This window comes from Micromonospora taraxaci (assembly GCF_007830095.1).
In the GTDB taxonomy this organism is placed as follows: Bacteria; Actinomycetota; Actinomycetes; order Mycobacteriales; family Micromonosporaceae; genus Micromonospora; species Micromonospora taraxaci.
The window spans coordinates 3,201,563-3,219,855 of sequence record NZ_VIWZ01000001.1 but is presented as its reverse complement, the minus strand read 5'-3'; the positions used below and the strand labels follow the sequence as shown (position 1 = coordinate 3,219,855).

Here is an 18,293-nt window from a genome sequence, read left to right as displayed (position 1 = left end):
ATCAAGAACTTGCCGTGAGCAACTTGTCGCTAAGAGTTGCCGCGCTGACGACGCGCTTGCCAATCATTGTCAGGACCATGACGAGAGCCGGGCAGGGATGCCCATCGATCCCGGGCGGTGCTGTGGCCGAGGACGACGATGCGACGTCAAACAGGGGGGATCCGGCCGACGAGCCGTTCCCGCTACTGATCGCGGTGACGTCGTCGCCGGCCGAGCGCATCCGGCTCGCGGAGCGACTCGACGGCATCGCACCGCTACTGCTCGTGGCCGATCTCGACGAGCTACGCCGACTGATCGCCGCCCCCCAGCAGATGGCCGCGGCGGCATCCGAGCCGGCCAGCGCTCTGGTGATCGACTCGGCCCGGTCGAGCGCCCGTTGCGGAGAACGTGAAGTCGACCTCACCCGACTGGAACACGACCTGCTGACCTGCCTGATCACCGAGCCGGTCCGGGTCTGGAGCTACGCGGAGTTGCACCGGTCGGTCTGGGGCGACGAGGGGCGCGAACGTAAGGCGGACGTGCAGTCGTTGGTGAAGCGGCTACGCCGCAAGCTGCACGACCTCGGCACCCTGGCCACCATCGACGTCGTTCGAGGTGTCGGCCTGCGGCTGACCGATCACCAGCAGGCCCGGGTCGAACGCGCCTGACGCGCCGACGCATGAACTGATCAAGCGGCGGGTACGACCTGAAGATCAGCAGCGACACAGGCGACGAAGACGCTGGTAAGGAGACTCCGAATGGCATTCCCCGACCTCTCGAACGTGTCCATCGGCCTCACGTCGGCCGCGCACGTCGGGATCGCGGTGAGTGACCTCGACCGCTCGGTAGCGTTCTATCAGGCCTTGCTCGGCAAGGAACCGGTCGTCCGGGACGAGACCATGCACGGAGCCGGTTTCGCGCAGTCGCAGGGGCTGCCGACGACGAAGCTGCGGTACGCCACCTTCAACCTCGACAACCTGGGGATCGACCTGATCCAGTTCCAGGACCCGGTCGGCGAGGTCGCCCAGGTGGCCGCGAACCGGCCCGGCTCGATGCACCTCTGCTTCCACGTGGACGACGTGCGCTCGGTCGTCGACCGGATGCGCGCCGCCGGGATCGAGTTCCTCGGCGAGCCGTACACCTTCGCGGCCGGCGAGGTCAACCCGCCGGAGGCCCTCGGCACCGAGGTCGCGTACTTCAACGATCCGGACGGAACGAACCTCGAACTCATCGCGCCGAAGGGCGGTTTCGCCCGCAGCGAGTGAGCTCAGGCGGCATGGGGGCGGGCTCACGCCCCCATGCCGCCGCACCGAGCGGCGTCAGGTCAGATCAGCCCGGCCCGGGCCCACAGCAGACGCCCCGGCCCGGCCACCAGACCGACACCCGCCAGGTTGGCGTGCACCCGCGCCGCCGACCAGCGCAGGGTGGCACGCCAGTGCGGGTTGGCGCGGGCAGCGGCACGACCGACGGCCGGTGGAATGCCCACCGCCGCGTACACGTCGGGATGGACCAGCCGGCCGGCGATCGTGTAGGCGGCGCGACCGACCAACAGCCGGGCGTACGCCATGCCTGCCGGGCCGGTGGCCTCGACGGCGGCGGCCAGTTCCGCACGGGCGAACCGGACGTGTCGGGCCTCCTCCACCACGTGGATGCGGGAGACCATCCGGATGAGAGGCTGGAGCGACTCGTCCGCCATGATCTCGCGCTGGAACGCGTCGAGGATTTCCTCCGCGATGAGGATCGCCGCGTACATCCGGGGCCCGCTGGCGGTGGCCTTGAGGAACCGCCCGAGGTGGTGGTCCACGGTGCTCGCGCGGTAGACCGGACAGCCCATCGCCTCGATCAGCCGGCCGAACATGATGGAGTGCCGGCACTCGTCGGCGACCTCGGTCAACGCGTACTGCGCCTGTCGACTGGTCGGGTCGGCGCGGTAGTACTCCCGGATCAGCATCTGCATGAGGATCGTCTCGAACCACAGCCCGGCGCTGGCCGCGCTGGCCACCTCGTGCTTGGTGAGCTCGACGCGCTGCTCCTCACTGAGCTGCCCCCACAGTGGCGTGCCATAGAGGCTGCTGCGCTGCGGCGGAAGCCAGTAGGCACCGGGGGTGTGCGGGGCGTCCCAGTCGATCTCGACGGTGGGGTCGTAGCTGGTCCGCAGTGAGGACGTGAGCAGTCGCTCGGCGACCGCCGCACGCCCGGTTTCCGCCGCCTCCATGGCTCCTCCATATTGACGTGACGACCGGTAACTGTTACGAGTAGTAGCATGCAATCGCCGTTCACCGATGTCAATGCGTCCGACCCGCCGACCACGCCCCCCGACGGCGCAACGAAGGCGAAGGGCAACGGCCGTCGAGACCGCTGGGCGGACCATCGTGAGCAACGAAGGCAGGAGTTGGTCGCGGCTGCCGTGCAGGCGCTGCTGCGGCACGGGCCGGAGGTCGACATGGAACAGGTGGCCGCCGCCGCCGGCGTCAGCAAGCCGGTTCTGTACCGCTACTTCGCCGACAAGTCGCAGCTCTGGGTCGCGGTCAGCGAAGTGGTGGCGGCCCGGATGGTCGACACGATCGCGCCCGCCGTCGAGCAGGTCCGCGAGGAACGTGACCTGGTCGAGGCGACCATCGACGCCTACCTGGGCGTGATCGAGTCGGAGCCGAGGCTCTACCGGTTCCTGATGCACCAGTCCGGCGACCCCGGCATCCACCAGGTGATCGCCGGCACCAGCCGGCAGGTGGCCGCCGGGCTCGCCCGGGTGATCGGCGACCGGCTACGTACGCTGGGCCTGGACGCCGGTCCCGCTGAGCCCTGGGCGTACGGCCTGGTGGGTTTCGTGCAGGCGGTCGGCGACTGGTGGACCACGCACGGCCAGCCCATCAGCCGGGCGGCCCTCACCGACTACCTGACCGCTCTGCTGTGGAGCGGCATCGAGGGGGTACGGGCCAGCGCCGACCTGCCGCACGAGCTCACCCGCGCCCACGAGCGGATCGTGCCGTGAGTTACCACGGCCCGGCGGGCGTCGAGGGCACCTCGGTCCGGGTGCACCTCAGCGGGCGGTGGGAGCCGGTCGACGGCCGCTTCCACTGGGGCGGGCGGATCGAGCCCGAGCCCCGGGTGGCCCACCTGCTGCGCTCCGGGCGACGCGACGTCGAGGTGCGCATCGCCGACCGCGTCCGGGCCGCACGACTGGCCGAGATCGATCCGTGGGGCGGCGTACGAGTCACCGGCGTGGGCGATCCGCCCTGGCCGCCCGCCGCCGAGTCGACTGCCGCCGAGTCGACTGCCGCGCCCGAGCTCACGGAGGAGTGAATGGAGACAGACGTTGCCATCATCGGCGCCGGCTTCGGTGGTCTGGGCGCCGCCATCCGCCTCCAGCGGACCGGCTTCACCGACTTTCTCGTCTTCGACCGGGGCGACGAGGTCGGCGGCACCTGGCGGGACAACACCTACCCCGGCTGCGCTTGCGACGTCCCGTCGCACCTCTACTCGTTCTCCTTCGCGCCCAACCCCCGCTGGTCGAACACCTTCTCCAGCCAGCCGGAGATCTGGGACTACCTGCGCGGCTGCGTGGACCGCTTCGGCATCCGCCCGAAGCTGCGGCTGCGTCACGAGGTGCATGAGGCGCGCTGGGACGACCACCGGCAACGCTGGCTGCTGCGTACCTCCGGCGGCGACCACACCGCCCGCGTCCTGATCTGCGCGGCCGGCCCGCTCAGCGATCCCGCCATCCCCGAGCTGCCCGGGGTCGACGAGTTCGCGGGTACGGTCTTCCACTCCGCCCGTTGGCGGCACGACCACGATCTGACCGGCCGTCGTGTCGCGGTGATCGGCACCGGAGCCTCGGCGGTCCAACTCGTGCCGCAGATTCAGCCGCTGGTCGAGAAGCTGACGCTCTTCCAGCGCACCCCCGCCTGGATCATGCCGAGGCGGTCGCGTCGGATCAGCCGGGCCGAGCAGGCCGCGTTCCGTGCGGTGCCCGGCGCGCAGCGGGCCGTCCGGGCAGGGCTCTATCTGGTCCGCGAGGGCATGGGCCTGGGTTTCCTGCACCCGACGGTCAACCGCTTCGCCTCGCGGCTGTCCCTGCGGACGCTGCGACGTCAGGTCGCCGACCCGCACCTACGGGACAAGCTCACCCCGCGGTACGCGATGGGCTGCAAGCGGGTGCTCATCTCCAACGACTACTGGCCGTCGCTCGCCCAGCCGAACGTCGACGTGGTCACGGCCGGCATCGACCGGATCGTGCCGGACGGCCTGGTCACCGCCGACGGCGTTCACCACCCCGCGGACACCGTCATCTTCGGCACCGGCTTCCACGTCACCGACTCCCCTGTCGTGCGGCGCATCAAGGGCCGTGGCGGGCGCACCCTGGGCGAGGCGTGGACCCCGAGCATGCACGCGTACCGGGGCACCACCATCAACGGCTTCCCCAACCTGTTCTTCCTGCTCGGCCCGAACACCGGGCTGGGGCACACCTCAGTGGTGCTGATGATCGAGGCGCAGCTGCGTCTGGTGGTCGCGGCCCTGCGGCACATGCGGACCAGTGATATCCAGGCCATCGAGCCCACCGCGGAGGCGCAACGGCGCTGGACCGAACGCATCGATCAGAAGATGGCCGGCACCGTGTGGGAGTCCGGCTGTGAGAGCTGGTATCTCGACAGCACGGGCCGCAACACCACCATCTGGCCGGGCTTCGCCACCAGCTTCCGGGTGCGGCTGCGCCGGTTCCGCCCGGCCGACTACCAGGTGGCCACGGCCGGGACCACCCCGAACGAGACGGAACGGGAGCACGCCGATGCGGTATGACCTGGCGGGCAGGACGGTGCTCATCACCGGCGCGGCGCGCGGTATCGGGGCGCGGATGGCCGGCGAGGCCGTCGCTCGCGGCGCCCAGGTCGCCCTCGTGGGCCTGGAAGGTGAGCTGCTCAAGCAGCTCAGTGCCGACCTCGACGCGCACTGGTACGAGTGCGACGTCACCGACCAGGCGGCGCTGAACGCCGCAGTGGCATCCACTGTGGATCGCTTCGGCGGCATCGACGTGGTCGTGGCCAACGCGGGCATCGCGAACCTCGGCACCGTCGCCGTCGGACCGGTCGACGCGCTGGTCCGTACCGTCGAGGTGAATCTTTGCGGCGCGATCCGCACGGTCAGCGCGGCGCTACCCCACGTCACCGCGGCCCGTGGCCACGTCCTGATCGTCTCGTCAGCCGCCGCCTTCACGGCGATGCCCGGCATGGCCGCCTACTGCGCGTCCAAGGCGGGCGTGGAGCAGTTCGCCAACGTGCTGCGCCTGGAGACCCGCCCGACCGGCGTCACCGTCGGCACCGCCCATCCGATCTGGATCGACACCGACCTGGTCCGCGACATCCGTGACGACCTGCCGTCCTTCCGCACCGCGCTGCGCCGGATGCCGTGGCCGCTGTCCACCGTCGTGCCCGTCGAGCAGTGCGCGGAGGCCCTGCTGCGCGGCATCGAACGCCGCAGACGCACTGTGTACGTGCCACGGTCGCTCGCCATGGTGCAGGCGCTGCGGCCGGTGGTGTTGAGCGGCCTCTCGGACGCGTTGATCACCCGGTTCGGCGGCCGAACCATGGTCGGCCAGATGGAGGACGAGGTCCGTCAGCTCGGGCGCTCCTTCGGCAGGACGTCGGTGGGAGAGCAGTCATGACAGTTCACTTCCGTCGGGCGGGCAGCGGTGAGCCACTCCTGCTCATCCACGGCATCGGTCACCGCCACCAGGCATGGGAGCCGGTGTTCGACCGACTCACCGCCCACCACGAGGTGACAGCGCTCGACCTACCCGGGTTCGGGAACTCACCGGTGCCCGGCACCGGAATGCCCGCCGACATGGCCGCCACAGTGGCCGGGGTCCTGCCGGTCCTGACCGAGTGGGGGCTGGAGCGTCCGCACGTCGCCGGCTACAGCCTCGGCGGGGCGATCGCCCTGGAGCTCGCCGCCACCGGCGCGGTCGCCTCGGCCACCGCCTTCTCCCCCGCCGGCTTCTTCACCTCGGCGGAGCGCCGACGGGCGCTGGCCATCCTCCGGATGCTGCGGGCCAACTCGTACCTGCCCACCCCGATCATGCGGGTCGCGCTGCGTTCGGCGTACCTCCGGGCGTTGTGCTTCGCGCCGCTGATGGCCCGCCCGACGCTGCTGGACGTCGAGCGCGCGCTGGGAGACGCGCTCGCCCTGCGACGCGGGCTCGGCTTCAACGCCGTCGCCCGAGCCGCCCGCGACTACCGCTTTGACTGCCGTCGTCTCTCCGACGCGACGGTGCCCGTGACCATCGGCTGGGGGGACCGCGACCGGATCTTCGGCGTCCACCAGGCCGAGCGCGCCCGGGCGGGCCTGCCCGCGGCGAGGGTGGTGACGCTCCCCCGTTGCGGGCACGTGCCGATGAGCGACGACCCGGACCTGGTCGCCGCGCTCATCCTGGAGACCACCGGCGCCGTGCCCGGCACCGAACGACCGGATCCGTCGGTCTCCGTCTAGCGCCGCGGTCAGAGAGGTCAGGGGCGGGCCGACGTCTCCATACCTCCGTTTTGCGGTAATGACAGGCTGTGAACTCACTGACACGTAACGTGAGGATGCAGCCGGACTACGGCTGCCGCAGGCGTGCACCGGGCCGCCACCGTGGCGGTGCCGCTCGGTCAACGACCGGGACGGACAGCCCTGCACCGCCGCCGGCCTACTCAGCCGCAGGAGGTGTGGACGATGCCCATGCTGTCGGTCTTCAATCCCCGGCACACTGTCGCTCCCCCGGGATACAGCCGCTGGCTCATCCCGACCGCGGCCCTGGCCGTGCACGTGTGCATCGGTCAGGTCTACGCGACGAGTGTCTACAAGAACTCCCTCATCGCGCACTTCGACGTCAGTCAGACGGCGATCGGGGCGATCTTCAGTATCGCCATCGTGATGCTGGGTTCGTCCGCGGCGGTGGGTGGCCGTTGGGTGGAGCGGAACGGACCGCGCCGGGCGATGTTCGTCTCGGCGTGTTTCTGGGCCACCGGGTTCCTGGTCGGCGCGCTCGGCATCGCGACCCAACAGCTCTGGCTGCTCTACCTCGGTTACGGCGTCATCGGCGGCATCGGGCTCGGCATCGGCTACATCTCGCCCGTCTCCACACTGATCAAGTGGTTCCCGGACCGGCCCGGCCTCGCCACCGGGTTGGCCATCATGGGGTTCGGCGGCGGCGCTCTCGTCGCCGGCCCGCTCGCGCGCCAACTGCTCTCCCTCTACGACTCCGGCTACAACCCCAACAATCCTGCGGCGGTGGCCTCGGGACACGCCCTCGTGGCGCTCTTCGTCACGTTCGGCATCGGATACTTCGTGATCATGATGTTCGGCCCCTTCAACGTCCGGGTACCGGCGCCGGACTGGCGGCCCGCCGGGTTCGACCCCGCGAGCGTCGCCTCCCGGCCTCTCGTGACGACGGCGAGCGTGTCGGCCTCGAATGCCGTGCGTACCCGGTCGTTCTGGTTGCTGTGGATCGTGCTGTTCTGCAACGTCACCGCGGGCATCGGCATCCTGGAGCAGGCAAGTCCGATGATCCAGGACTTCTTCCGGGACAACGGGACCGCCACCACGGTCTCGGTGACAGCGGCGGCCGGTTTCGTGGGGGTGCTGTCGCTGTTCAACATGGCGGGGCGGTTCGTCTGGTCGACGACGTCCGACCTCATCGGCCGTAAGCCCATCTACATGGTCTACCTCGGCGTCGGCATGGTGCTGTATCTGCTGCTCGCCGTCGCCGGCCACTCCGCGACCGCGGTCTTCGTGCTGATCGCCGCTGCGATCATCTCCTTCTACGGCGGTGGCTTCGCCACCATGCCCGCCTACCTGCGTGACCTGTTCGGCACCTTCCAGGTCGGGGCGATCCACGGCCGGATCCTGACCGCGTGGTCGGCCGCAGGTGTCGCCGGCCCGCTGATCATCAATGGGATCCTCGACACGCAGGGCAAGCCGGGCACCCTCACCGCGGCGGCGTACCGGCCCGCCCTGTTCACCATGGTCGGCATCCTCGCCATCGGGTTCATCGCGAACCTACTGGTCCGTTCCGTGCCCGAGCGGTTCCACGAACCGAACCGGGGGCCGACCTCGCCCGTGGCGAAGGCAACTGTCACCGAGCCGGTCGCTCTCGGGCGGGACAGCCAGCCGCCCGCGCCACCACGCGTCGGCAATCAGACCGGGCGGCTCTGGTTGTCCTGGTTGCTGGTCGCGGTGCTCCTCGGGTACGGCATCATCCAGACCGCGATCACCGCCGCGAAGCTGTTCACCGGCTGACGCGTGGCGGCCAGACCTCTTGCATCACAACGGAAGGCGCCCCCTTGAAGGGGTGCCTTCCGTTTCGTAGATCCGCTCAGAGCCGGGTCGCCGACCGCTTCTCGTCGAGCCGCTCCCGCTGTGGCACGACCGTGTACTTAGGATCGCGTGCCGACACCCGGCCCGCCTCGAAGACGCCGAACCGGGTGGCGATCGACGAGGCGACGAGAGCGGCGCCGGAGATCGCCGACAGGACCCGGCTGCGTCGGCTGAACAGCGCGGCGACGGTGCCCACGCCGAGTAGCACGTCACCCGCACGGACCAGACGACCGCTGCGACCCTGCCGGTAGGGCTCACCGGTCAGGCCCAACCGCTCCATTCGGCGGCCGCCGAGGTACTTGATGGTCGCCGCGACGACGGCGAGTCGCCGCAGCGGAGCGGTCTGGGCGGCGGGTGCCGCGATGAGGCCGACCCCGGTGGCGGCGGCGAGCGCGCTGCCACCGAAGACGAACGGCAGATAGGGGTACGCCTCGTGCCAGGCAGGTACGGCGGTGTCGGCGAGCAGCACCCCGGTGTACGTCGCGAGGGCCGGCGCGGTGGCCGCGGCGGCCAGGCCGGCGACGTTGCCGACGGGCGGTGCGATCCGACGGGCGAGGCCGAGCACACCGTGCTGCGGGAGCAGCGGCGCGAGCTCGGCGACCGCGGCCACACCGGCCAGCGGCCCGAACGCGGCGAGGATCCAGGTGCCGACCGACATCGGCGAGGTCACCTTGACCACCCGGAGCATGTGATGGAACCGGGCCGGCCGGCCGAGGTCGTGGACCAACAGGTACGTGCTGGCGGCGATACCACCGAGGGCCGTCCACCGGCCCACGGTGCATAACCCCGGTCGTCCGGTCAGTTGGGCGCCCGCGCCGATCAGCGCGCCTCCGGCGGCGAGGCCTCCGGTGAACAGGTAGCCGGCGATGTCGTACTTCCACACCGGCGGCTTCAACACCGGCCTCCCGTAGTAGGAGGCGAAGTCGGCCGGCGGCACCGTGAGCTGCTCACCGCCGCGGGTCATGATTGCCTGCCCAGGAATGCGACAACAGTGGCGGCGGTCATCGCCAGGGCGGCCAGACCGGCGCGTTTCCACATGGCCGGCAGGTCCCGGGTGGTCACGACTGGGTCCGGTGGCAGCCCGTACACCTCCGGCTCGTCGAGCAGCAGGAAGAACGCCCCGTCACCGCCGACGCCGTCGTTCGGGTCGTGCCCGTACAACCGCGCCTCGGAAACCCCCCGCCCCCGCAACGTCGCCACCCGCGTGGCGGCCCGCTCCCGCAACTCGTCGAGGGGCCCGTACTGGATCGACTCGGTCGGACACGCCTGCGCACACGCCGGGGTCATGCCCGCGCCCAACCGGTCGTAGCACAACGTGCACTTCCACGCCCGACCATCGTCCTTACGCTGGTCGATCACCCCGTACGGGCAGGCGGAGATGCAGTAACCGCACCCGTTGCAGATGTCCTCCTGCACCACCACCGTCCCGAACTCCGTCCGGAACAACGACCCCGTCGGACACACGTCCAGACACGCCGCGTGCGTGCAGTGCTTGCAGACGTCCGACATCATCAACCACCGGAAATCGGTACGCCCCTCGACACCGGTGCCCCGACCCGGCGGCTGCGCACCCGGCATCCCCAGGAACTCCGGGCCGGCCGACATCCGGGCCGCCGCCTCGGGCGAACCGGTGGGCAGGCCCGGATCGGTGCCGGTGTCGGCGCTGGTCAACGCGCCGACTGCCGCCGTGACCGGGCTGACCGGCGGCCCGTCCGGGTCCCCGGCGAACGCCGGGGTCGCCAGACCGGCGCGGCGGGGCTGCTCGACGAACGCCACGTGCCGCCACGAGTTCGCGGTCAACGCACCCGTGTTGTCGTACGACATGCCGAGCAGGTCCAACCCACTCTCCGGCACACCGTTCCACTCCTTGCAGGCCACCTCACAGGCCTTGCAACCGATGCAGACACTCGTGTCGGTGAAGAACCCCATCCGCGATGGCGCGTTCTCATAACCCGCGTCCGGCGCCGGGTCCAGCGGACCGTACAGGGCATTGGTGTGGGGCATGGGTCAGACCTCCTGGTCCGGGCCGCTGTCCGCGGAGTCGGTCGTGACCAGCGGTGGGTAGTGCGGGTTGAGGTCACCGGACCGCCGCCGATAGTCGACGAGGAGCGCCAGCAGCTCCGCACCTCTCGGGCGACGCCCGGACCGGATGTCGCAGGTGCCGACCTTGCTCTCCTGGATCAGCACGTTCGGGTCCAGGCTGATGCCGAACAGGTCGTTGGCCGAGTCACCGGTCACCAGACCCTCGAAACCGAAGTGGTACGGCAACCACACCTGGTGGATGATCCGGTCATCCACCCGCAACGGGGTGAGCCGGTCGGTCACCAGCACCTTCGCCTCGATGGACGCACGCGCGGTGATCAGGTGAGCCCAGCCCAGGTGGGTGAGGCCGCGTTCGACGGCCAACTCCGGGGACACCTCCACGAACATCTCCGGCTGCAACTCGGCCAGCGGCGACACGGTCCGGCTCATCCCGCCGGCGGTGTGGTGCTCGGTGAGCCGGCTGACCGTGAACACGTACGGGAACACCTGGCTGTACGGTTCCGGCGGGCTCGGGTTCAGCGTGTTGATCGGGTGGGTGTACACCTTGCGGGTCGGGTTGGCCTGCTGTCGGTAGAGCGGGTTGCGCACCGGCGACTCGACCGGCTCGTAGTGGGTGGGCATCGGCCCGTCGAGCACGCCGGTCGGCGCGTACAGCCAGCCCTTGCCGTCGCCCTGCAGGATGAACGGGTCGTCGCCGGCGATTCCCGCCACGCCTGAGGAGTCGTGCGCCGGTCGGTAGGACGGCGGTTTGGTCTTCTCGAAGTCCGGTACGTCGTAGCCGGTCCACTCGCTCTTCTCCGCGTCCCACCAGACGTAGCGTTTGCGCTCGCTCCACGGGTTGCCGTCCGGGTCGGCGGAGGCACGGTTGTAGAGGATGCGCCGGTTCGCCGGCCACGCCCAACCCCACTCGGGCGCCACCAGGGACTGCTCCGCGCCGGGCTTGCGGCGGGCCGCCTGGTTGACGCCATCCGCGTACACGCCGGTGTAGATCCAGCAACCGCCGACGGTGGAGCCGTCGTCCTTCATCTCGGTGAACGACGCCAGTGGCCGGCCGGTGGCCACGTCGTACCCGTTGATCTCGCGCAGCACCGCCTCGGCGCTCGGCTCGGCGTTCGGGCCGTGCGTGGGGTAGTCCCAGGCGAGGTCGAGCAGCGCCCGGTCGCGCGGCTTCGTCGACGTCGCCAGCCGTTCCCGGATGACGCGACCGAGGTGGTAGAAGAACCACAGTTCGGAGCGGGCGTCGCCTGGTGGCTCGACGGCCTTCTCCCGCCACTGCAACAGCCGCTGCGTCTGGGTGAACGTGCCCTCCTTCTCCACGTGCGAGGCGGCGGGCAGGAAGAACACCTCCGTGCGGCACTCCTCCGGCACGATCTCGCCGGTCTCGATCTCCGGCGCGTTCTTCCAGAACGTGGCGCTCTCGATCTCGAACAGGTCCCGGACCACGAGCCAGTCGAGGTTGGCCATGCCGAGACGCTGCGCCCGGCCGTGCGCCGAACCGACCGCCGGGTTCTGACCGAGCAGGAAGTACCCCTTGACCTTCCCGTCGATCATGTTGAGCACCTGTTGGTAGGTGCCGTGGTCACCGGTCATCCGGGGCATGTAGCCGTAGCAGTAGTCGTTGTCGGCGGTGGCTGCGTCTCCCCAGTACGCCTTGAGCAGGTTGACGCCGTAGGTGCGGGCGTTGCCCCAGAACCCCTTCTGCCCTGGGTGCGCGATGCTGTCCACCCACGTGTCGAGCGTCGGGTGGTTGGCGTGGTGGGGCATCGGCAGATAGCCGGGCAGCAGGTTGAACAAGGTCGGGATGTCGGTCGACCCCTGGATGCTGGCGTGCCCCCGCAACGCCATCACCCCGCCACCCGGCCGGCCCATGTTGCCGAGCAGGAGCTGGATGATCGCGCCGGTACGGATGTACTGCACACCCACGCTGTGCTGCGTCCAGCCCACCGAGTAGACGAGCATTCCGGTGCGGTCCCGACCGGAGTTCTCCGTCCAGGCCTGCGCCAGTTCGAGGAACTTCTCCTGCGGGATGCCGCAGACGCGTTCCACCATTTCCGGGGTGTAGCGGGCGTAGTGCCGCTTCAGGATCTGGTAGACGCAGCGCGGGTGCTGCAACGTCTCGTCGCGCTCGGTCTCGCCGCCGACCGGGGCACCGTGTGACTCGTGCTCCAGCCCAGCGCCGGTCTCCCGCTGGATCTCGGTGTCGCGGGTCGTCTGGTTCTGCCCGTGGCCCTCGTAACGCCAACTGGTCTGGTCGTACGAGGCGTTCTCCTCCTGGAAGCCGGAGAAGAGCCCGTGCAGGTCCTCAGTGTCGGCGAACTCCTCGGTCACGATCGTCGCGGCGTTGGTGTAGGAGACCACGTACTCCCGGAAGTCCAGCTCGTTCTCGAGGATGTAGCGGATCACCCCGCCGAGCAGCGCGATGTCGGTGCCCGCCCGGATCGGCAGGTACGCGTCAGCCAGCGCGCTGGTGCGGGTGAAGCGTGGGTCGACGTGGAACACCTTCGCGCCTCGGCGCTTGGCCTCCATCACCCACTGGAAGCCCACCGGGTGCGCCTCGGCCATGTTCGAACCCTGGATGACGATGACGTCGGAGTTCGACAGGTCCTGCTGGTACTGGGTGGCGCCGCCACGACCGAAGCTGGTCCCCAGACCGGGGACGGTCGAGGAGTGTCAAATACGGGCCTGGTTCTCGATCTGGAGCGCCCCCATCGCGGTGAACAACTTCTTGATGAGGTAGTTCTCCTCGTTGTCCAGCGTCGCCCCACCCAGGCTGGAGATGCCCAGCGTCCGGTTGAGCGGTCGCCCCTCGGGGTCGACGTCCTCCCAGGTCTCGTCGCGGGCGGCCAGCACCCGGTCGGCGATCATGTTGAGCGCGGTGTCGAGGTCGAGGTCCTCCCACTCGGTGCCGTACGGCCGGCGGTAGCGGACCTTGGTCTGCCGCAGTGGGCTGGTCACCAGGCTCTTGCTGGCCGAGCCCTTCGGGCAGAGCCGACCCCGCGAGATCGGGCTGTCCGGGTCGCCCTCGATCTGACTGACCTGCCCGTCCTTCACGTACACCCGCTGGCCGCAACCGACGGCGCAGTACGGGCAGACGGACCGGGCCATCGAGTCGGCGGTGTCGGTACGGGCAGTGAGTGCGCGGGATCCAGCGGACTTGGCCGCCGCGCCCCGGCCGAGTGGGTCGGTGCCGGTGAGCTGCCGGTAGACCGGCCAACCCTCAATCCAGCGAGGCACCCCCATCGCGCACCTTCCCGACTAATCACACAAAATGTGAACAGCCTGACATTAGTCGAGGTGCCGTCCCCGTCGCAGCGGGATCAGAAGAGACAAGCCTCCCCCACCCTCTTCGCGAGGGCCGGGGGAGGCTTGGTGCCTGCCGGGCGGGGGTCAGTTCGGCTGGAGCTGGCCGACGGGGTGCTCGTTGAAGGTCCGGTAGCGGTGCAGCTCCCAGAACAGCCAGCCGATGCTGACGAGCGCCACCACGACGAAGACCAGCGAGCCGGTGAACGTGTCCCAGAGGGTGTGCAGGACGACGACGCCCACGAACGTGCCGATGAACCCGAACAACCGGCGGGCGCTCGGCGTGGCCAACAACGCCCACAGCGCTCCGGCGGTGAGCCCGGTCCAGGCGGTGTGACCGGCGGGCGCGGTCAGACCACGGATGAACAGCGTCTGCTCCACCGCCCCGATGTTGCCCTGCGAACTCAGCAACGCGCTGAACGCGTAACCCATCGTCTCCAGCGCGGCGAACCCCATGCCGGCGGCGACGCCGATGACCAGACCGTCCGAGGGCACCCGACGCCGACGCTGGGCCACCACCGTGAACAGCAGCACCACCGGCACGATCAGCTTCGCCGACTCCTCGATCAGCGCCACGAACAGCATGGGCAACGTGCCGAGGCCGCGCAGGGTGTCGTACTCCAGGGTCCCGGCGACGACCGTGCCGATCACACCGCCGAAGAACGCCGACGTCACCAACACCGACGCCGGCACCTGCCACCGCCCGGTCCGGGCCTGCGCGAACGTCAGGAACGTCAACGGCACCAATGTCGCCCCGAGCAGGATCAACGCCGGTACGAAGTTCGGATTCTTGGTGCTGACCAGGGTCCGCAGCACCGCCAAGTAGAGGATCAGCCCGACAACGAACACCCCGACCCACGCCCACCGGCGCCAACGATCACGCATACCGCGCAGTGTGGCGGATCCAGGTTACGAAGGCTAGCCACGGCACCGGGACCGGGCCGGCTCTCGTTCAGAGCGCCTCGGCCACGCTTGCCGCCGCCGGGCCATTCCGACTGGCAAAACACCAGGCGACCGCCTCGTCACCCAAATCGGGGGCCGTGGCCAGCGGCATCGACACGTTGCGCAGATGGCCGGGTACGAGCCCGTCGCCCTCGCTTCAGGACCGGCGCCGCTCAACACTCGCGCGGACGCGGGCAACTTCCGCGCCGCAGAGATCACGATCCACGCGGGTGCAGGCCGGGTCGCTGGTCGTGAGCGGCGAGCGGTAACAGAGCGCGCACCAGGGCACGTTTCGGAGCGGGCAGTACAGCCAGGACGATCCGCCCTGCGGCCTCCGTGACGCGCAGCGGCTGTGGGTCTCGTTGATGCGCACCGCAGGCGGCCCAGGGCATGCTGCACCCGGCGATGTCCACGCAGCGAGCGGATCCGCGCAGCCAGACCTCCCCGGTCGTGGTGGCGATCCATTGCCGACCGCGGCGAGGCCTTGGGATGAGTGACTCGCATCGCGGGTCCGGGACGCAATGACCGGAGCCTGTGGGGCCGATACGTGGCCAATAGTGAATAGAGTCCACTTTATCCGAATTCCTTCGGAATGACGTGAAACCTATCAGAAGCGGCGAATCGGTCGAATACTCTGCGACTCGCCCGTGAAGTTACGGTGCGTCGCTCCCCAGCATCTCTGGGTGTACCAAGCGCGGCTCTCTGGAGGGGTCATGAGCAACAACCGACGGCTGCGGCGAAGGCTGAAGCCTGGCCGCGCCGCTTCCGGGCTGAGTTCTGCCCTGATGGTGGTCGGGATGACGGGCGGGCCCGCAGCCGCAGCGCAACCCGTGGAAGCGAAATCGTCTGCCCAGGACGTGCACGTCGGCACGCCCGGTCCACTCGGCCAGTACGGCGGTTGGCCCTCGTTCCTGCCGGTTGCTCAAGACGGCGGGGGACCATACGACTCGGCAGACCAGCACTCTGACGGGCCACCGGACTGCGGCCCCCAGGGATGGCAGGGCCCATGGGGCAAACACGACGAGGGCAAGCGGCCGAAGCCCGACTACCCGAAGGGCACTCAAGGCCCCCAGGGCGCTCAAGGCGACACCGGCGCTCAGGGCGACACCGGCGCTCAAGGTAACCAAGGCGACTCCGGCGCTCAGGGCCTTCAAGGTAGTCAAGGTGCCCAGGGCAACCAGGGCAACACGGGCAGCCAAGGGAACCAGGGTGCTCAGGGCGCCCAAGGATTCCAGGGATTCCAGGGATTCCAGGGATTCCAGGGCGACACCGGCGCACAAGGCCCCCAGGGCAACCAGGGCACCCAAGGTAATCAAGGTGCCCAAGGCGACACCGGCGCACAAGGCCCCCAAGGCAACCAAGGCGCCCAAGGTAACCAGGGATTCCAGGGCGCCCAGGGCGCCCAGGGCGCACAAGGCCCGCAAGGCAACCAAGGCGCCCAAGGATTCCAGGGCACCCAAGGCGACACCGGAGCCCAAGGCCCACAGGGCAACCAGGGCACCCAAGGTAATCAAGGTGCCCAAGGCGACACCGGAGCCCAAGGCCCACAAGGTAACCAGGGTGCCCAGGGGTTCCAGGGCGCTCAAGGGAACCAAGGCGACACCGGCGCACAAGGCAACCAAGGCAACCAAGGCAACCAAGGCGCCCAAGGATTCCAGGGCGACACCGGCGCACAAGGCCCCCAGGGCAACCAAGGCGCCCAAGGATTCCAGGGCGCTCAAGGGAACCAAGGCGACACCGGCGCACAAGGCCCGCAAGGCAACCAAGGCGCCCAAGGATTCCAGGGCGCTCAAGGGAACCAAGGCGACACCGGCGCACAAGGCCCCCAGGGCAACCAAGGCGCCCAAGGTAACCAGGGATTCCAGGGCGCCCAGGGCGACACCGGAGCCCAAGGCCCGCAAGGCAACCAAGGCGCCCAAGGATTCCAGGGCACCCAAGGCGACACCGGAGCCCAAGGCCCACAGGGCAACCAGGGCACCCAAGGTAATCAAGGTGCCCAAGGCGACACCGGAGCCCAAGGCCCACAGGGCAACCAGGGCACCCAAGGTAATCAAGGTGCCCAAGGCGACACCGGAGCCCAAGGCCCACAAGGTAACCAAGGCGCCCAAGGATTCCAGGGCGACACCGGCGCACAAGGCCCCCAGGGCAACCAGGGCACCCAAGGTAATCAAGGTGCCCAAGGCGACACCGGCGCACAAGGCCCACAAGGTAACCAAGGCGCCCAAGGTAACCAGGGATTCCAGGGCGCCCAGGGCGACACCGGCGCACAAGGATTCCAGGGATTCCAGGGCGACACCGGCGCACAAGGCCCACAAGGTAACCAGGGTGCCCAGGGGTTCCAGGGCGCTCAAGGGAACCAAGGCGACACCGGCGCACAAGGCCCGCAAGGCAACCAAGGCGCCCAAGGATTCCAGGGCACCCAAGGCGACACCGGCGCACAAGGCCCCCAGGGCAACCAGGGCACCCAAGGTAATCAAGGTGCCCAAGGCGACACCGGCGCACAAGGCCCCCAGGGCAACCAAGGCGCCCAAGGATTCCAGGGCACCCAAGGCGACACCGGCGCACAAGGCCCCCAAGGCGCCCAAGGCGCCCAAGGGCTCCAAGGGCTTCAAGGAGCTCAAGGTTTCCAAGGCGCCCAGGGCGACACGGGCACTCAGGGTGCGCAGGGTCCGCAGGGCCCGCAGGGCCCGCAGGGTGCCCAGGGCGTGCAGGGCCTGGCCGGCAATGGAATCGAGGCGGCCTACATTCAGGGCCCGCTGACCGTCATTGCGGACACCCCCGTCGATTTCGGGTGTCAGGCCGGAGACATTGCTGTCGGAACCGGCTACCAACTGTCGGGTGCGGGCGTCAACCCGGTGCTGATCCAGCCCCTCTCGGTCAGTGGCTACCAGTTCACCTTTACGGGCGGAGGCGCCGACATCTGGGTGTCCTGCATCTCGACCGTCACACCGGTGGCGTTCGGGCTTGCGGCTGACACGGCGGGCCGGGCGACGACCGACAGTAGAAATGCCAGCCGGCCGATCAGCGAGTCCGACCGCCCCGTTACCCGTCAAGGAGAATGAATGAGCACGCGTCAGATATTCGGGTCACTCGCCTGTGGTGCGGTCCTGCTGGCCGGAGTCACGGCATGCAGCGAGAAGCCTGCTGAGAAGCCGAGAAACAACGCCGGCAACAGCGACAAGACGAACGGTGGCACTACGCCGGCGGAGCTGCTGAAGCTCGGTGTCGAGCAGGGCCAAGCTGGCAACTTCGACGCGGCGAAGGCTACCTTCGAGAAGGTGGTGGCCGCCGAGGCAGACAACAAGTTCGCCTGGTTCAACCTGGGCTACATCGCCCAGTCGCGCAACCAGGCCGACGAGGCGGTCGGCAACTACGACAAGGCATTGGCGGCCGACGCCAACTACCGGCCGGCCCTCTACAACAAGGCCATCGCCTTGGAAGGTAAGGCTCCCGCGACATCGATGGAGATCTACCGCAGGGTGGTGTCGATCGACGACAAGTCGTCAACCGCCTACCTCCGGTTGGGCTTGCTGCTGTCCCAGTCTGGTGACGACGCTGCGGCGCGGGACGCCTTCAAGGCGGCGATCCGGCTGGACAAGGAGCTCACCTCGGCCGTTCCGGCGAAGTACCGTCCGGCCGCGAAGGCTTCGCCCTCGACGCCAGCGGGTAGGTGATCAGTT

General features: G+C 69.3%; 15 protein-coding genes and 1 pseudogene. 10 read left to right on the top strand and 6 right to left on the bottom strand.

Annotation, left to right across the window (positions count from 1 at the left end; all coding sequences use genetic code 11):
* Positions 1-14: 14 nt before the first annotated feature.
* Together FHU34_RS14780 and FHU34_RS14775 are read left to right on the top strand one after the other, a co-directional pair.
* Positions 15-647, top strand: coding sequence for a winged helix-turn-helix domain-containing protein (locus FHU34_RS14780; RefSeq protein WP_244311676.1), 633 nt, complete (start codon positions 15-17; stop codon positions 645-647).
* Positions 648-737: 90 nt separating this feature from the next.
* On the top strand, positions 738-1,244 hold the full coding sequence (locus FHU34_RS14775; protein WP_145780783.1) for a VOC family protein: 507 nt from the start codon (positions 738-740) through the stop codon (positions 1,242-1,244).
* Between the two features lie 59 nt (positions 1,245-1,303).
* Here FHU34_RS14775 and FHU34_RS14770 read toward each other — a convergent pair whose 3' ends face one another.
* Complete coding sequence (locus tag FHU34_RS14770) at positions 1,304-2,194, bottom strand: AurF N-oxygenase family protein (RefSeq protein WP_145780781.1); 891 nt, start codon at positions 2,192-2,194, stop codon at positions 1,304-1,306.
* A gap of 48 nt (positions 2,195-2,242) precedes the next feature.
* Between FHU34_RS14770 and FHU34_RS14765 the strand changes: the two genes are divergently transcribed.
* The 6 genes from FHU34_RS14765 (at position 2,243) to FHU34_RS14740 (ending at position 8,250) form a co-directional block, all read left to right on the top strand.
* The gene (locus FHU34_RS14765) at positions 2,243-2,971 is read left to right on the top strand and encodes a TetR family transcriptional regulator (protein ID WP_145780778.1); all 729 of its coding nucleotides are present in this window, start codon (positions 2,243-2,245) and stop codon (positions 2,969-2,971) included.
* Complete coding sequence (locus FHU34_RS14760; protein WP_145780777.1) at positions 2,968-3,282, top strand: DUF4873 domain-containing protein; 315 nt, start codon at positions 2,968-2,970, stop codon at positions 3,280-3,282. The genes FHU34_RS14765 and FHU34_RS14760 overlap by 4 nt, the downstream gene beginning before the upstream one ends.
* On the top strand, positions 3,283-4,776 hold the full coding sequence (locus FHU34_RS14755; RefSeq protein WP_145780775.1) for a flavin-containing monooxygenase: 1,494 nt from the start codon (positions 3,283-3,285) through the stop codon (positions 4,774-4,776).
* Entirely contained in the window at positions 4,766-5,638 is an 873-nt protein-coding gene (locus FHU34_RS14750) for an SDR family oxidoreductase (RefSeq protein WP_145780773.1), read from the top strand. Before FHU34_RS14755 ends, FHU34_RS14750 begins: the two co-directional genes overlap by 11 nt.
* On the top strand, positions 5,635-6,462 hold the full coding sequence (locus FHU34_RS14745) for an alpha/beta fold hydrolase (RefSeq protein WP_145780771.1): 828 nt from the start codon (positions 5,635-5,637) through the stop codon (positions 6,460-6,462). The genes FHU34_RS14750 and FHU34_RS14745 overlap by 4 nt, the downstream gene beginning before the upstream one ends.
* Positions 6,463-6,690: 228 nt before the next feature.
* Positions 6,691-8,250 (top strand): OFA family MFS transporter, encoded by a 1,560-nt coding sequence (locus FHU34_RS14740; RefSeq protein WP_145785595.1) that lies wholly within the window; start codon positions 6,691-6,693, stop codon positions 8,248-8,250.
* A gap of 76 nt (positions 8,251-8,326) precedes the next feature.
* On the opposite strand, the gene nrfD is transcribed toward FHU34_RS14740, so the two are convergent.
* The 5 genes and pseudogenes from nrfD to FHU34_RS33680 form a co-directional block, all read right to left on the bottom strand.
* Positions 8,327-9,292: an NrfD/PsrC family molybdoenzyme membrane anchor subunit gene (gene nrfD / locus FHU34_RS14735; RefSeq protein WP_145780769.1), complete on the bottom strand. Its 966-nt coding sequence runs from the start codon at positions 9,290-9,292 to the stop codon at positions 8,327-8,329.
* A complete protein-coding gene (locus tag FHU34_RS14730) occupies positions 9,289-10,332 on the bottom strand; it encodes a 4Fe-4S dicluster domain-containing protein (RefSeq protein ID WP_145780768.1) in 1,044 nt (347 codons plus the stop codon). Before FHU34_RS14730 ends, nrfD begins: the two co-directional genes overlap by 4 nt.
* Before the next feature lie 30 nt (positions 10,333-10,362).
* Positions 10,363-13,611 (bottom strand): annotated as a pseudogene (gene fdh, locus FHU34_RS14725) (formate dehydrogenase); the annotation flags it as partial.
* A 147-nt stretch (positions 13,612-13,758) separates the two neighbouring features.
* Complete coding sequence (locus FHU34_RS14715) at positions 13,759-14,556, bottom strand: PrsW family intramembrane metalloprotease (RefSeq protein ID WP_145780762.1); 798 nt, start codon at positions 14,554-14,556, stop codon at positions 13,759-13,761.
* Positions 14,557-15,266: 710 nt separating this feature from the next.
* The gene (locus tag FHU34_RS33680) at positions 15,267-17,162 is read right to left on the bottom strand and encodes a hypothetical protein (RefSeq protein WP_244311675.1); all 1,896 of its coding nucleotides are present in this window, start codon (positions 17,160-17,162) and stop codon (positions 15,267-15,269) included.
* A 156-nt stretch (positions 17,163-17,318) separates the two neighbouring features.
* On the opposite strand from FHU34_RS33680, the gene FHU34_RS33675 reads away from it, so the two are divergent.
* Entirely contained in the window at positions 17,319-17,675 is a 357-nt protein-coding gene (locus FHU34_RS33675; protein ID WP_244311674.1) for a hypothetical protein, read from the top strand.
* Entirely contained in the window at positions 17,676-18,287 is a 612-nt protein-coding gene (locus FHU34_RS14705) for a tetratricopeptide repeat protein (protein ID WP_145780758.1), read from the top strand.
* Positions 18,288-18,293: the final 6 nt, after the last annotated feature.